The organism is Gordonia sp. CPCC 206044 (assembly GCF_048537895.1).
Classification (GTDB): Bacteria; Actinomycetota; Actinomycetes; order Mycobacteriales; family Mycobacteriaceae; genus Gordonia.
In genome coordinates this window covers 53,715-68,344 of sequence record NZ_JBCLVL010000009.1, presented here as the reverse complement: position 1 = coordinate 68,344, position 14,630 = coordinate 53,715, and the positions used below count along the sequence as shown (strand labels likewise).

The 14,630-nt window shown below is 66.1% G+C and carries 12 protein-coding genes and 1 pseudogene; 5 read left to right on the top strand and 8 right to left on the bottom strand.

The annotated features are described in order from the left end of the window. Nucleotides 1-95: 95 nt before the first annotated feature. The 4 genes from AAFP35_RS15705 to AAFP35_RS15690 form a co-directional block, all read right to left on the bottom strand. Nucleotides 96-1,490, bottom strand: coding sequence for a sensor histidine kinase (locus tag AAFP35_RS15705; protein ID WP_419222570.1), 1,395 nt, complete (start codon nucleotides 1,488-1,490; stop codon nucleotides 96-98). A gap of 130 nt (nucleotides 1,491-1,620) precedes the next feature. Next, nucleotides 1,621-1,953 (bottom strand): GNAT family N-acetyltransferase, encoded by a 333-nt coding sequence (locus AAFP35_RS15700; RefSeq protein ID WP_419222569.1) that lies wholly within the window; start codon nucleotides 1,951-1,953, stop codon nucleotides 1,621-1,623. 62 nt (nucleotides 1,954-2,015) lie between these two features. Then, a complete protein-coding gene (locus tag AAFP35_RS15695; protein WP_419222568.1) occupies nucleotides 2,016-2,762 on the bottom strand; it encodes a phosphoglyceromutase in 747 nt (248 codons plus the stop codon). A gap of 40 nt (nucleotides 2,763-2,802) precedes the next feature. Beyond that, on the bottom strand, nucleotides 2,803-3,468 hold the full coding sequence (locus AAFP35_RS15690) for a DUF1361 domain-containing protein (RefSeq protein ID WP_419222567.1): 666 nt from the start codon (nucleotides 3,466-3,468) through the stop codon (nucleotides 2,803-2,805). A gap of 105 nt (nucleotides 3,469-3,573) precedes the next feature. On the opposite strand from AAFP35_RS15690, the gene AAFP35_RS15685 reads away from it, so the two are divergent. Further along, nucleotides 3,574-5,022: an APC family permease gene (locus AAFP35_RS15685; RefSeq protein WP_419222566.1), complete on the top strand. Its 1,449-nt coding sequence runs from the start codon at nucleotides 3,574-3,576 to the stop codon at nucleotides 5,020-5,022. A gap of 77 nt (nucleotides 5,023-5,099) precedes the next feature. Here the strand turns inward: AAFP35_RS15685 and AAFP35_RS15680 are convergent, their stop codons facing one another. The 3 genes from AAFP35_RS15680 to mshA all read right to left on the bottom strand — a co-directional run bounded on the left by AAFP35_RS15680 (nucleotide 5,100) and on the right by mshA (nucleotide 8,821). Further along, on the bottom strand, nucleotides 5,100-6,707 hold the full coding sequence (locus AAFP35_RS15680; protein WP_419222565.1) for an AMP-binding protein: 1,608 nt from the start codon (nucleotides 6,705-6,707) through the stop codon (nucleotides 5,100-5,102). A 145-nt stretch (nucleotides 6,708-6,852) separates the two neighbouring features. Then, a complete protein-coding gene (locus tag AAFP35_RS15675; RefSeq protein ID WP_419222564.1) occupies nucleotides 6,853-7,467 on the bottom strand; it encodes a YbjN domain-containing protein in 615 nt (204 codons plus the stop codon). Between the two features lie 4 nt (nucleotides 7,468-7,471). After that, on the bottom strand, nucleotides 7,472-8,821 hold the full coding sequence (mshA, locus tag AAFP35_RS15670; protein WP_419222563.1) for a D-inositol-3-phosphate glycosyltransferase: 1,350 nt from the start codon (nucleotides 8,819-8,821) through the stop codon (nucleotides 7,472-7,474). A 146-nt stretch (nucleotides 8,822-8,967) separates the two neighbouring features. Here mshA and AAFP35_RS15665 point away from each other — a divergent pair, with 146 nt between their 5' ends. The 3 genes and pseudogenes from AAFP35_RS15665 to AAFP35_RS15655 all read left to right on the top strand — a co-directional run bounded on the left by AAFP35_RS15665 (nucleotide 8,968) and on the right by AAFP35_RS15655 (nucleotide 12,254). Continuing rightward, nucleotides 8,968-10,206, top strand: coding sequence for a cytochrome P450 (locus tag AAFP35_RS15665; RefSeq protein ID WP_419222562.1), 1,239 nt, complete (start codon nucleotides 8,968-8,970; stop codon nucleotides 10,204-10,206). Next, nucleotides 10,199-10,783, top strand: coding sequence for a TetR/AcrR family transcriptional regulator (locus AAFP35_RS15660; protein WP_419222561.1), 585 nt, complete (start codon nucleotides 10,199-10,201; stop codon nucleotides 10,781-10,783). The genes AAFP35_RS15665 and AAFP35_RS15660 overlap by 8 nt, the downstream gene beginning before the upstream one ends. A gap of 219 nt (nucleotides 10,784-11,002) precedes the next feature. Further along, nucleotides 11,003-12,254 (top strand): annotated as a pseudogene (locus tag AAFP35_RS15655) (HNH endonuclease). A 318-nt stretch (nucleotides 12,255-12,572) separates the two neighbouring features. On the opposite strand, the gene AAFP35_RS15650 reads toward AAFP35_RS15655, so the two are convergent. Continuing rightward, complete coding sequence (locus tag AAFP35_RS15650) at nucleotides 12,573-13,553, bottom strand: AurF N-oxygenase family protein (protein ID WP_419222560.1); 981 nt, start codon at nucleotides 13,551-13,553, stop codon at nucleotides 12,573-12,575. 155 nt (nucleotides 13,554-13,708) lie between these two features. Here AAFP35_RS15650 and AAFP35_RS15645 point away from each other — a divergent pair, with 155 nt between their 5' ends. Then, nucleotides 13,709-14,629, top strand: coding sequence for a metal ABC transporter solute-binding protein, Zn/Mn family (locus tag AAFP35_RS15645; protein ID WP_419222559.1), 921 nt, complete (start codon nucleotides 13,709-13,711; stop codon nucleotides 14,627-14,629). Nucleotide 14,630 lies beyond the last annotated feature (1 nt).

Here is a 14,630-nt window from a genome sequence, read left to right as displayed (position 1 = left end):
ACGGGCAGGGTCGATTGTTGCGGTCGATGGTTGTGCGGGTCCGGGGTCCCGGCCGGCCGCAGGGCGCTGGTGCACGATCGGAACCGACGACGCCCTCACGGCAGATCCGCAGCCGGCTGGGTCAGCGCGTCCAACCCGCGTCCATTGTCCTCCGCCTCGACGGCGTCGTCCGCGAGCCCGGGCGTCAGATCCTGCGGGATGCAGAGGGTGAACGTCGAACCGGTGCCGAGTTTGCTCCACAGGCCGATCGTGCCTCCGTGGTTGGCGGCGACATGTTTGACGATGGCCAGGCCGAGTCCGGTGCCACCGGTCAGCCGCGATCGGGCCTTGTCGACGCGGAAGAACCGTTCGAACACGCGCTCCTGGTCGTGGGGGGCGATGCCGATGCCACGGTCGGTGACGGCGATCGCGACCATCGGCCTGCCGTCGACCTGGGTGAGGCGCCGACTGATCGACACGGTGGTCTGGTTCGGCGAATAGTGGATCGCGTTGACCACCAGGTTCGAGATCGCGGTGAGCAGCAACAAACGGTCGCCACGCACAACGAGGCCTGCGGACGTGTCGGATTTGAGCGTGATGCCCGCGGCTTCGGCGCTCACGGTGGCCGTGTCGATGGCGTGATCGATCAACTCGTCGACGTCGACGGTCGCGAACTCCGGCGTCTCGCCGCCCTGCAGACGCGACAACGCGATGAGTTCGCTGACCATGTTGCCCATCCGGTCGGCCTCCGTCTGGACGCGACGGCCGAAGTACTCGACGGAGTCGGGGTCGTCGGACGACTCCAGCAACGCCTCCGCGAGCAGACCGATCGCCCCGACCGGCGTCTTGAGTTCGTGGGACACGTTGGCGACGAAGTCGCGACGAGTGGCCTCGACGCGGCTGTGCTCGGTGTCGTCGGTGCCGTAGACGACGGCGTACCGCTCCTCCTCGTGTGCCACCAACCGAGCCAGGCACCGCACCGACTCGACGGTCCGCGGGGCGGCACGCCCGGTCGAGAGGAACCCGAGCGTGGACGTCGGCGGAGTGAACTCGAACCGGAGTTCGGCCTCGGTGTCGAGCACCTCCTTGGCCGCATCCCAGACCGGATCTGCGAGCAGACGATCCCGCACCACGCCGAGTTCCACGGCCTGTTGGTTGTAGAGCACCACGTCACGGAACCGGTCGACCACGGCGACCGCATTCTCACTGTTGCGCACGATCAGACTGAGCAGTCCGGCCTTCGTCATCCGGCCGTCGTCGGTGGTCACGGGCACATCGGAGTCGCGCAACCGAGCAGCGTCGGAGACCTCGCGGGGAGCGTGCGCCGCGATCATCCGGGGAGCGACCAGTGTGGTGTCGGAATCACTCGAGGTCGAGTCGCCGGGGACCGAGGCCCGACGGGCCCGGCCCGCGAGTCCGAGACGCCCGGAGATGGCGCGCCAGCCGAGTCCGAGACACACACCGCAGACCACTGCCAGCGCGAGCGCCGCGACTACCAATGCAACGGTCACAATCGCAGCTTACGGCGCGACGAACGCCCGAAGCACATTCGTTGCCATTGTTCCGATGCTGTTCACGCGGTGTTCGTTCGTGTCCGCACGGCACACCGTCGAAGGTGCTACTTCCGACGCGGTGAGCCGGTCACTGCGGAACCGGTACCGCCATGTCGCTGTACTCGGGGTGTCTGCCGATGAACGACTGGACGTACGAACAGACCGGGACGACCTGCTTGCCGGACTTCCGGATGTCGTCGAGAACCGTCCGCACCAGCTCCGCGGCATAGCCGTGACCACTGTATTGCTCGTGGATCACGGTGTGTGTGAGCACCACCTGATAGGGCTCCGAGACGTAGTCGAGATACCCCACGGTCACGTCGTCGGCATTCCAGTCGCCAGATGGGTCGTGGCCCAACACAGCCTCGTACCGCTCCTGAGCAGGGGAATGAATGATCCTCAAACTCCCAGCGTCCGCCATGGCATCCAATGTAGCGCGCGTCACATCGCTGACACCATGACGATTTCGTTACAGCTGCGGTCTCACTTCTGTCCCTGCGCTGCGACAGCTGCGGCGCCGGCCGCGGCCGCCTCGGGATCCAGGTAGGTGCCGCCGGGGTTGAGCGGCTTGAGGTCGTCGCCGAGGTCGTAGCGCAGCGGGTTGCCGGTGGGGATGTTGAGGCCCGCGATGTCGGCGTCGGAGATGTCGTCGAGGTACTTGACCAACGCCCGCAACGAGTTGCCGTGGGCCGCAACGAGCACGGTCCGACCGGCCTTGATGTCGGCGGCGATCGTCTCGGTGAAGTACGGGATCATCCGCGCGACGACGTCCTTGAGGCATTCGGTCAGCGGCACCTCGGCCAGGTCCGCATACCGCGGGTCATGCGTCTGGCTGTACTCGGCGTCCGGATCGATCGCCGGCGGCGGGGTGTCGTAGCTGCGGCGCCAGAGCATGAACTGCTCCTGGCCGTATTTCTCCAAGGTGTCGGCCTTGTTGAGCCCTTGCAGCGCACCGTAGTGACGTTCGTTGAGACGCCAGTCCCGCGTCACCGGAATCCAATGCCGATCAGCCTTGTCGAGGGCGATCTCCGCGGTCTGGATGGCCCGCCGGAGCACCGACGTGTACAGGACGTCGGGCAACAGGTCGTGCTCGACGAGGAGCTCTCCCGCGCGCACCGCCTCGCCCCGCCCCTTCTCGGTGAGCGCCACGTCCACCCAGCCGGTGAATTGGTTGGACGCGTTCCATTCACTCTCGCCGTGCCGCATCAGAATCAAGGTGCCGTTGCTCATGCGATGAGTTTCCCATACCTGTTCGCACGGATCTCGCCGGTCACCCGACCGGCCGCCGCGCAGGCGACCCGTCGGCGCCGACACCACGCAACGACCACACGGTGAGGTAGGCGAGCCCGAAGAACGCGGCGACGGCAATCGCGACGCCCGTCGATTCGACCTGCGCGAACGGCGAACGCACCCACTCGAGAGTCGATGCCACCACCGCATCGGGCCTGGTCACCAGGTCCCATGAGTTCCAACGCTGGAAGCGGCCGATGACGATCCCGATGCCGCACATCCCCACCGAGAACACCACGCCGAGCCACCCGGCCGCGACACCGAACTCGCGCTCGACCCGATCGTGCACCACCACCATCGACACGACGCCCAGCATGATGCCGGTCCACGCCGCGAAGCCGTACTGCAGGACGTGCCGCCACAGCTCGACCCCCTCGCCGAGATGCACGAGGTCGGTGACCAGATAGGGCGCGTTCGGCAGGAAAGCCAGCCAGCCCAGGCCCAACGGGATCAACCAGCCCCGACGACGCACCGTCGCGAACCCGACGGCGAACACCATCGGAATCCACGCCAGGAAGAGGTTCCAGACCAGGAACCGGGTCGGGTAGTACAGCGGTGCAGCGGGATCGGTCATCCCGAGACCGACCGTCAACGCGGTGGTCGCCACCAACGAACCTGCGAGCACGAAGCGGTGCACGGACATCATCGGACCAGTCTGCCCGGACGACGACATCGCCTCAGGTCGGCAACGATCAGGTCACCCGATCCACCAACCCGGACAAATCCGACACAACGAGCCTAATGTCACTGCATGACCGTCAGCGCGGAGGCCGGCGCGACCGGTGCCGACCAACCTCCCCAACCGGCACTCAGACGCGTCCTCGGCTGGAAGTTGCTGCTGCTCTTCATCGTCGGCGACATTCTCGGGACCGGCGTCTACGCACTGACCGGCCAGGTCGCGGGCGAGGTCGGCGGAGCGGCCTGGGTGCCGTTCCTGGTCGCCTTCGTGGTGGCCACCCTGACCGCGTTCTCCTACCTCGAACTCGTGACGAAGTACCCGCAGGCTGCGGGCGCCGCGCTCTACGTGCACAAGGCCTTCGGCATCCACTTCGTGACCTTCATCGTGTTGTTCACGGTGATGTGTTCGGGCATCACGTCGGCCACCACGGCGTCGCGGGCCTTCGCGGTCAACATGGTGACCGCGTTGAACGGCGGCGACTCGCCGTCCGCGACGAATCCGGCCTTGCTGTTCGTGGCGGTCGCCTTTCTGCTCTTGGTCATGTTCATCAACTTCCGCGGGGTCGCCGAGGGCGTCGGCACCAACGTGGTGCTCACCCTGGTCGAATTGTCCGGCCTGCTGATGGTGATCTTCATCGGCTTCTGGTTCATCGTCGGACACGACGCGAACTGGGATGCGGTCGTCGCCTTCGACACCCCCGAGGACAAGAACGTGTTCGTCGCGGTCACCGCCGCGACATCTCTCGCGTTCTTCGCGATGGTGGGCTTCGAGGATTCGGTGAACATGGCCGAGGAATGCAAGGACCCGGTCCGGATCTTCCCGAAGGTGATGCTCAGCGGACTCGGCATCACCGCGGCCATCTATGTGCTGATCGCGATCTGCGCGGTCGCGATCGTGCCCGTCGGAGTGCTTGCCGAGAGCGAGGTGCCGCTCGTCGACGTCGTCGAGACCGCCGCTCCGGATTTCCCGATCTCCCAACTACTTCCATGGATCTCGATGTTCGCCGTGGCCAACTCGGCGTTGATCAACATGATGATGGCGAGCCGACTGCTCTACGGCATGTCGAAGCAGGGGGTGCTGCCCGCGTTCCTCTCCTACGTGCATCCCGGACGCCGCACCCCGTTCGCCGCGATCGTGTTCACCACCGTCATCGCACTGTGCCTGCTCGTCTACGTCAGCGCCGATCCGCAGGGCTCCATCGTCGGACTGCTCGGCGGCACCACGGCGCTGCTCCTGCTGGCGGTCTTCACCGTCGTCAACATCGCGGTTCTGGTCCTACGTCGGGACAAGGTGGCGCACAAGCATTTCCGCACACGTGTGGGCATCGCCCTGGCCGGCGCGATCACCTGCGGATATCTCACGCTCCCGATCACCGGGCGCGACCCCGAGCAGTACGCCATCGCCGGATGGCTCCTGCTGTTCGGCGTCATCCTGTGGGCGATCACGTACTGGTACAACAAGCGCACGCGTGCCACACGCCATGCAGCCTACGACGACATCCCGCCGCACGGGATCGGCTGACGAAACGAGTTCGGCCCCATGTCCGTCCACGCGATATGCGTGAGCGCACCATGGGGCCGGACCCGGTTCAGGACAGGCTAGGAGCGGAGGTCCTTGCGCAGGATCTTGCCCGACGCCGACTTCGGGATCGCGTCGATGAACTCGACCGCGCGAACCTTCTTGTGCGGGGCGACCTTTGCCGCGACGAAGTCGATGACCTCGACCTCGGTGAGTTCGACATCGGGTTGACGCACCACGAACGCCTTGGGGATCTCCTCCCCGCTCTCGGGCTCCAGGACCCCGATGACGGCGGTGTCGGCGATCTTCGGGTGGGTCAGCAGCAGCGCCTCGAGTTCGGCAGGCGGCACCTGGTAGCCCTTGTACTTGATGAGCTCCTTGAGCCGGTCGACGATGTAGACGCAGCCGGTGGGGTCGACCTGCGCCATGTCGCCGGTGTGCAGATACCCGTCGGCGTCGAGGGTGTCCGCGGTGGCCTGCTCGTTGTTGAGGTAGCCGAGCATCACGTTGGGGCCCTTCACCCACAGCTCACCGGGCTCCGACAGTCCTTCGGCCGGTAGCGGGATCTCGTCGCCGGTTGCCGGGTCGACGATCTTGTTCTCCGAGTTGGGGATCGCCCAACCGGTCGACGACAACGGCGGCTCGTCGAGACCGAGCGCCGCCTTGGTGTCGATGGGGATCAGATGGCTGACGGGCGACAACTCACTCATCCCGTAACCCTGGAGCATGTGCAGGTCGAGACGCTTGGCCACCGCCTTGCCCAGTTCGTCGTCGAGCGGTGCGGCACCCGACATCATCGTCTGCAACGAACCGAGATCGTAGTTGTCGACGATCGGATGCTTCGCGAGGGCGACGGCCACCGGCGGCGCGATGTAGGCGCTGGTCACCTTGTAGTTCTGGATGTTCTCCAGGAACTCGACCAGATCGAACCGCGGCATGATGACCAGGCTGCCCCGGTTGTAGAGCGCCGCGTTGAGGAGCACGGTCATGCCGTAGATGTGGAAGAACGGCAGCACGGCGATCACGACGTCATCGGACGTCATCCCCTGGAGCGGCTTGATCTGCGCGACGTTGGCGACGAGATTTCGGTGACTGAGCTTGACGCCCTTGGGGTTTCCTGTCGTCCCCGAGCTGTAGGGCAGCGCGGCGACGTGCGTGGCGGGATCGAACTCGACGTCGGGTGCGGGCAGATTCGGCCCCAGCAGGTCGGCCGCGTTGGGATGGCCGGACTCCGCCACACCTGCGCCGTCGAGGATGATGAGATTCTCGTCGGCGATGCCCACCTCGGCGGCCGCCGCGGCGGCTTGCTCGGCCATCGGCGAGATGGTTACGAGCATCTTCGCCTGCGCGTCCCGCAACTGCTTGGCGATCTCGGGGGCGGTGAACAGAGCGTTGATCGTCGTCGCGGTGGCGCCGGCCCGGAGGATGCCGTGGAAGACGGTGGCGAACGCCGGGATGTTCGGCGACAGGATCCCAACCACGTCGCCGACACCGACACCACGGGCGGCGAGCGCACCGGCAGCGGCGTTGATCTGGCCGACAAGCTGACCGTACGTCGTGGTCGCGCCGGACTTCGGGTCGATCAGGGCGGTCCGTCCGAGATCCTCGTCGGTGATGGAACCGAAAAGGAAGTCGTACAGACTCACATCGGGGATCTCGACATCGGGATAGGGACTCGTGAAGCTCATGGCACCTCCGTTGGTGGGTCTGGGCGCCATCGTAACAACACACGTTGTCAGGGTCCCCCGATGACCCGTTGTCCGTATCGTCCGATTTCGACGCCGCCATGCCTGCGTGGCAGCACAACTCTACGACGACCGGGACGACGCCGGGTCAGTCCTCGTCGATCGGTGCGGAAGCATCGCCCGGCCGCTCCCCGAGTCCGTCGAGCGAGCGCACCGGAGACTGCTCCCCCGGTAGCGGCTGCCCCGGTTCCGGCAGCGACTCCTTGTCGATGAGGTGCTCGAATGCGAGCAGGTTGCGCAGAGATTCCCGGCGCGACACCCGCCAGGCCCACTCCCGCTGGATGGATTTCGCGAACCCGATCTCGAGCAGCGTGTTGAAGTCGCCGTCGGCGGCCTCGAGGACCTGTCCGAGGACTCGGTCGAGCTCGTCGGCGCTGAGGGCATCACCGGAGATGCGGCCGACGAGATAGATGTCGCCGATGTTGTCGATGGTGTACGCGACCCCGTAGAGCCTGCGGTTGCGTTTGAGCAGGTAGCGATAGACCTTCTCGTGGTTCTCGTCGGCGTGGCGGCAGACGAACGCCTCGAGCCGGAGACCGTGCGGCCCAGCGGTGAGCAGCACCGTCGTCTTGAGCTTGTGCTCGCCGGGCAGTTCGAGCACCAGGTGATCGGCCTGCGCGCCCCCGGAGTCCTTACGGCTGAACTCGATCTCGCGATCGGTCAGCGCCGATTCGAGCAACTCGACGATCTCGGTCTGATTCACGCGCTCATCCTTGTCCGACTGCCAGTTTCGTCCGACGCCAGCGCCGACGTCGGGTTCCACGCCGCACCGACGCGGCGCCGACCGTGGCCGGGTTGCGGGCCGCGAACGACTGCATCGCCGCGGAGTAGCTCGAGAGCAGTTGTGTCGCAGTGTGATCCCAGGAGAACTGCTCGGCATGGGAGCGAGCGTTGCGCCGCATCAGGTCGAGTCGGTCCGGTGTGGCGAGTAGCCCGTCGATGGCCGTGGTCCAGTCCTCGATGTCGTGTCCGCCGACGAGCAGGCCGGTACGCCCATCGGCCACCGCCACACTCAGACCACCCACATCCGCGGCGATCACCGGAGTACCGCACGCCTGCGCTTCGATGGCGACCAGTCCGAAACTCTCCGAATAACTGGGCACCGCAACCAGATCGGCCGCCCGGTAGACCTGGGCGAGACGATCCGACGGTTGCGGCGGCAGGAACGTGACAGCGTCGCCGATGCCGAGATCGTCGGCGAGATCGATCAGCGACGACGGCTGTTCGAGCCCGCTGCCCGACGGTCCGCCGACGATGAGCACCCGCACCGGACGAGCACTCCCGCGCGATCGGCGGATCAGCGGCGCCGCCGCGGCGAGCAGCACGTCGGGCGCCTTCAACGGCTGGATCCGCCCCACGAAGGCCAGCACCGTGTCGTCCTGCGCGATGCCGAGTTCCGTGCGTGCGAGCTCCCGAGAACCCGGCGAGTAGACGTCGAGGTCGGCGCCCGGGGTGACCACGTCGATCCGCGCCCGATCGGCGTTGTACATCGAAACGAGTTCGGCCGCTTCGGTTTCGGTGTTGACCACCATCCGATCGGCTTCGTCGACGACCTGCTGCTCACCGATCACCCGCAACATCGGCTCGGCGGTGTCCCCTTTGGCCAGGGCAGCGTTCTTGACCGCCGCCAGCGTGTGCGCGGTGTGCACCAGCGGCACGCCCCACCGGTCCCTGGCCAACCAGCCGACCTGACCCGACAGCCAGTAGTGCGAGTGGATCAGGTCGTAGTAGCCCGGCTTCTGCATGGCCTCGGCACGCAACACACCGGCGGTGAACGCACACAGCTGGGCAGGCAGATCACGCTTGTCGAGTCCCTCGAAGGGGCCGGCGACCACGTTGCGGACGGTCACCCCCGGCGCGGCGGCGACGAGCGGAGCATCGGCCGAGGACGTCGCTCGGGTGAAGATCTCGACCTCGATGCCACGCCGGGCCAGCCGGGTGGCGGTCTGCCACACGTACACGTTCATCCCACCCGCGTCGCCGGTCCCCGGCTGTGCGAGCGGCGAGGTGTGCACGGAGATGAGTGCGACGCGCCGCGGCAACGGGGGGCTGGTCATCTCTTCAGCTTAGAGAAGAGTTCCCCGCCGAGTCGGCGCCCGCCCCGTCGACCGTGCACCCGCGCCGGTCGCGTGGGCGCGTCGCGGATTCGAGCGGACGCGATCCACCGATTGACACATCTGAGAATGTGTCTCAGTATCGGGACATGTCAACTGATGTGTCCGAGCGTGCGTCGTTCCAACTCCGGTCTGGCGCCACGTGGGCGGACCCGTATCCGATGTATGCGGCGCTTCGTGAGCACTCACCCGTCCATCGGGTCGCGGCGCCCGATGGCGAGTACTGGGTGCTCACCCGACATGCCGACGTGCTGGCTGCCGCGAACGACGCGCAGACGTACTCGTCGGCGCAGGGCCTCACCGTCACTTATGGAGAACTCGATGCGATCGGCATGGCCGAGCATCCACCGATGGTCATGCAGGACCCGCCGTCACACACCGAGTTCCGCAAGCTCGTGGCGCGTGGGTTCACCCCGCGTCAGGTCGTCGAGATCGAGCCACGCGTACGCGAGTTCGTCTCCGACCGACTCGACCGACTCGACGGCGAGGGTCCGGCCGACATCGTCGGCGAGTTGTTCAAACCGCTGCCCAGCATGGTTGTCGCGCACTATCTCGGGGTACCTGAGCGCGATTGGTCCCGGTTCGACGGCTGGACGCAGGCGGTGGTGGGTGCCACCTCGGGCGTCGGCGGCATGGCCGCGGCCGCCGAGTCGGCGGGCGCGGCGACGATGGAGATGCTGGGTTATTTCTCCGAGCTGGTCGAGTTCCGCAAACAGCATCCGGGCGAGGACACCGTCTCCCAGCTGGTCGCGGCCGGCCTCGCCGACGATCCGGACGATCCGGGTGGTCTGCTGTCGATCCTGGCGTTCACCTTCACCATGGTCGCGGGTGGCAACGACACCACCACCGGCATGCTCGGTGGCAGCGTCGACCTCCTCCACCGCTTTCCCGATCAGCGGCGCCGCCTCGTCGACGACCCCGATCTGATCGGCGGGGCGGTCGACGAACTCCTGCGCCTCACCTCCCCGGTCCAGGGGCTCGCTCGCACCACTACGCGCGATGCGACCTTCCCGGACACCCCGGAGGGGCCGGTGACGATCCCGGCCGGTCGCAAGGTGCTGTTGTGTTACGGCTCGGCCAACCGCGACGCCGCCATCTACGGGCCCGATGCCGACGCCCTCGACGTCACACGACGACCACGCAACATCCTGACGTTCAGCCACGGCAACCACCACTGCCTCGGCGCTGCCGCGGCTCGGATGCAGGCGCGCGTAGCCCTCACCGAGCTGCTCGCCCGCCACCCGGATTTCACCGTCGACGCCGAGGGCATCGAGTGGGCGGAGGGCAACTACGTCCGTCGGCCGACATACGTCCCGTTCCATGTCTGATCCGACGACCCGTGCCGCAGACTGGTTCGCCCCCGACCGGACCGAACTCGCAGCCCAACGCATTCTCGACGTCGCGGAGGAGATGTTCGTCGAACAGGGCGTGCCCGCGGTGACGATGCGTGGCCTCGCCGAGGCCGTCGGCTGCTCGCGGGCCACGCTGTACCGCTACTACCCCGGCAAGTCGGAAGTGCTTGCCGCCTATGTCGATCGGGCTGCCACCGAACTCGGCAACGCGGTCACGGCTGCCACTCGCCACGAGACGGATCCGGCCGAGCGACTGGTCGCAGCGGTCACGACGGCCGTGGCCGGGGTGCGTGCGAATCCTGCGCTGTCGGCGTGGTTCACACCGGATGCGTCCGGCGGATCGTCGAATCTGGCACTTCTGTCGCCGGCCATCGAGGCCATGGCGGTGGAGTTCCTGGGCGACATCACGCCCCGCGTGGAAGCATCGACCCGCCGGGAGCGGGCGCGATGGTTGGTGCGGGTGATCGTCTCGCTCCTGACCAGCCCCGCCGAAACCGTCGACGAGGAGCGAAAACTGCTGCGCAGCTTCGTGATCCCGGTCGTGCTGGGTTGATCTCGGGTACGCCGGGCGGCCGACGATCCGAGCGCTTGCCTGCCCGGAAGTCCTGGTGACACTGTTCGAGAGTTGTCAACACCCTTGTGTAACAACACCACTCACCACCCTGAACCTGTCAGAGGTCCCCGCTACAATTTCAGCAAGGCGACCATCGTGCCACCGAAATGCATTGCAGCCCAGTCGAATACCTGTGAATGAATACTTCCCGCCGAACGCATGTTCGACTACAATCGAGTCATGCCGTTGGACACCCTGATACCCCTGCTGCGTGAGGTGACGATCGACGCCGATGCGTCCGGTCGCCACGTCTTCGACACCACGAAGACATTGATGGACGTGCGTAACCTGGTCGATCATCAGCTGGCCGTGCACGCTGTGGCGATGGATCGTCTCGGAGTGGCACAGCGGTCCGGCGGCCGCACCCGACGACTGCTGATCGAGATGGGGGCTGCTCCGGCCGTCGCCGACCGCTGGCTACGCATCGGAGCCGCCCTCGACCGGTTGGAACGGGTGGCTGCTTACTCTGCGGACGGGGTGTTCTCCGGTGAGCACGTCGACGCCTTGGTGCGGGGGATGGCCCATATCGATCAACGGGCGCCGGAACCGTTGTCTGCGGGGTCGGTGATCGAACACGAGCTGGCGTTGATCGCCCAAGCGTTCTCCGGTGCCACCCCGCGTGAGGTGTTGGCGGTGGCGCGGTCGCGCGGCAATGAGATCGCCGATGACCAGGGTGGGGTGCCGGCGGCCGAAGACCGCTCGATCAACGAGGTGTCGACCACCTCGACTGCCGATGGCCGGTTGGAGGTGTTCGCCAACCTCGACATCGTCACCGGCGAGAAACTCGTCTCCGCCGTCGAACCCCTGTCCCGCAAACGGCCAGAACCCGACGGATCCGAGGACACCCGATCAGCCGGACAACGGCGCGCCGATGCGTTGGACATGATCCTCGATGCCGCGGCCAAAGCCACCAGAACAGGTGACGCCGACATGGTGGTCGCCCCGAAAACACAGGTGAGTGTGACCGTGCCGGCCGATCATCCGGATCGGGCAACCCTGGAATGGTTGGGGCTCCCAGACCACCGCACATTTGGTGGCGTGTGATTCCGCCGTCACGGTGTTCGACCTCGACGAGCACGGTGCACCCCTCGACGTGAGCAGCGCAGCGAGGCTGTTCACCGCGCAACAACGCAAAGCACTCATCGTGCGGGACCAATGCTGTGTGAAATGCGGAGCCGCCGCCGGATTCACCCAGTGTCACCACATCATCTACTGGTCACACGGGGGCGCCACCGGCATCGACAACGGCTGCCTGCTGTGCACCGCCTGCCACGCGCAGATTCACGCATCAGACTGGGAGATCACCATGGGCGCCGACCGACACCCCTGGCTGATCCCACCCGTCGACGTCGACCCCACACGCACACCGCTACCGGCCTACAACCGGCGCACCATGACCCTCGCCGCCTGACGCCATCAGGGATGCGTTCGGCATCCAATCCGCGCCCTTGACACCCACCCACCGCCGATCGAGTAGCCCGCGAGGCGCAAGCCGAGCGAGCGTATCGAGATCACCCTCCCGACATCGCCATATTCATGGCCATCGAAACAGACTGACCCACCAGGACTTTCACCAAGCCTAAACCAGCGACCCGGGACACCTGGGACGTGCACGACCCTTGACAACTCCACAGCGTGAAATAGGAAACCCTTCGGGTGCCCGCTGAGCAGTGAACCGGCGGGCACCCGACGGTGCCCCACTCGACCCGTCGCCCCGGCACCTCATCCGTCAGGCAGCACTCGGGTGATATTGCGGTTCACTGCGATAGCGAGAGGATCGACCCGCGATGCCCAGGCGTCGCCAGGTCCACCGTGACACCGGGTTCATCAGCCCCGATTGGTCGGCGAGCATGCGCACATCGCCGAAGACGCCTGCCAGCATCGACCGTGATTGCGGTGCATCCCAGAACATCTCCCGGAAGACGTCGTCGGGGATGTCGAAGATACGCCGGAAGCGACGCGGAGGGACCATGATCACGCCGCACAGCGTGCGCATGATGATCGGCAACATCAGCGAGAGAACCCACCGCGACACTCGCCCTTTCTCCGGAATCGCCGCGCGGATGTACTCGTGGGCGAACGAGATGTGCCTGGCCTCTTCTGCCACATGCAGTTCGAAGATGGCAGCGGTCGCCGGATGCAGTTCCGTGTCACCTCGCAGCAGATCCTTCTGCACGTGGTCGATCGGCTCCTCGCCGGCCAACACCCCCATGAAGAAGATCGTCGGAAACGCCGTCGCGGCAAGGGGAATGAACGGTGAGATGCGCCGGAAGCCACGTCGCGCTCCGGGCACCTGCACCCCGAGCCGGTTGATGTACTCCTGAAACATCAACGTGTGGTTGCACTCCTCCTTGGCCTCATGCGTGCAGTAACGGAACTCGCGGTCGCCGTTGCGCAACCGAAAGCTGTACTGCATCAGCCCACGGATGAGGATCGACTCGAACTGCAAACCCGTCTTCGCGATGTTCGCCATCCGCCACTTGCCGATCGCGATCTGCACGTCGAGCGGCTGTCGCCGATACCACTCGTGCCCACCGACCGGATCGCCGGCGGGCAATACCCAGCGCCTGTCGTTGTCGACGATCGCCATCGCCGGAGCATCCCAATCGATGTCGACGTACGGATCGAAACTTCGGTGAACCGACGCCACCGACAAGTCGTCGAGGACGTCGTCGTAGGAGAGCTCTGCGGCAGTCGCATGCGTGGACATGTGCCCAAGCCAAGCATCACCACCCGAGAGTGTCAATGATCATTGGCACTTTTACTGATGGCATTGTCGTGCCACCCCGAGCGCGCCCCCCACGGAACCCATCCCCTACACTGTTTTCGGAAACGATTGTCATTTGCGTGAGTGGAGATAACCCCATGAGGCGAACCCTGGCCGCTGCCGTGGCCACCATCGGCGTCAGCGCTCTTGTCCTGACCGGCTGTTCGGGCACCGATGACGGCACCGCGTCGGGCACTCCGAGCGTGGTCGCCTCCACCAACGTGTGGGGTGCGGTCGCGTCCGCAGTTGCCGGCGACAAGGCCGAGGTCACCTCGCTCTACACGAACGCCGAAGGTGATCCGCACGAGTTCGAGCCGTCTGCGGCCGACACCGCGGAGGTCTCCGACGCCGACGTCGCAGTTCTCAACGGCGGCCACTACGACGCCTACATGGAGAGCGCTGTCGCCGACTCCGACGTCACCGCGATCAATGCCTTCGATCTGCTCGGCAGTGACGGCCACGATCACGGCGATCCCGACTCGATGAACGAACACGTCTTCTACGACCTCGCCGTCGTCGGCCAGGTCGCCACCAAGGTCGGCGACGCGCTGGCCGAGAAGGACCCCGACAACGCCGCCGAGTTCCGGGCCAACGCGACCGCGTTCAACGAGAAGATCACCGGACTCCGGGGCGAGTTGGCCCAGATCAAACAGGCTCACGACGGCACGAAGGTCGCCCAGACCGAGCCGCTGGCCGGCTACATGCTCGACGAGGCAGGCCTCGTCGACGCGGCACCCGCCGGATTCGCCCAATCCGTCGAGGAAGGACAATCACCCTCGGCCGCCGACCGCGCCGCGATGGAGGACCTGCTCACCTCCAAGACCGTTCATGCACTCATCTACAACACCCAGGCCGTCGATTCGGTCACCGAAGCCCTGCTCTCCGTGTCCGAGCGCGCCGGTGTCCCGGTGGTGCGATTCACCGAGACGCTGCCCGACGGCGTCACGGACTACATCGCGTGGCAGTCCGGGCAGATCAACGCGTTGAGTGCCGCGCTGGGGACACATGCCGCACACTGAC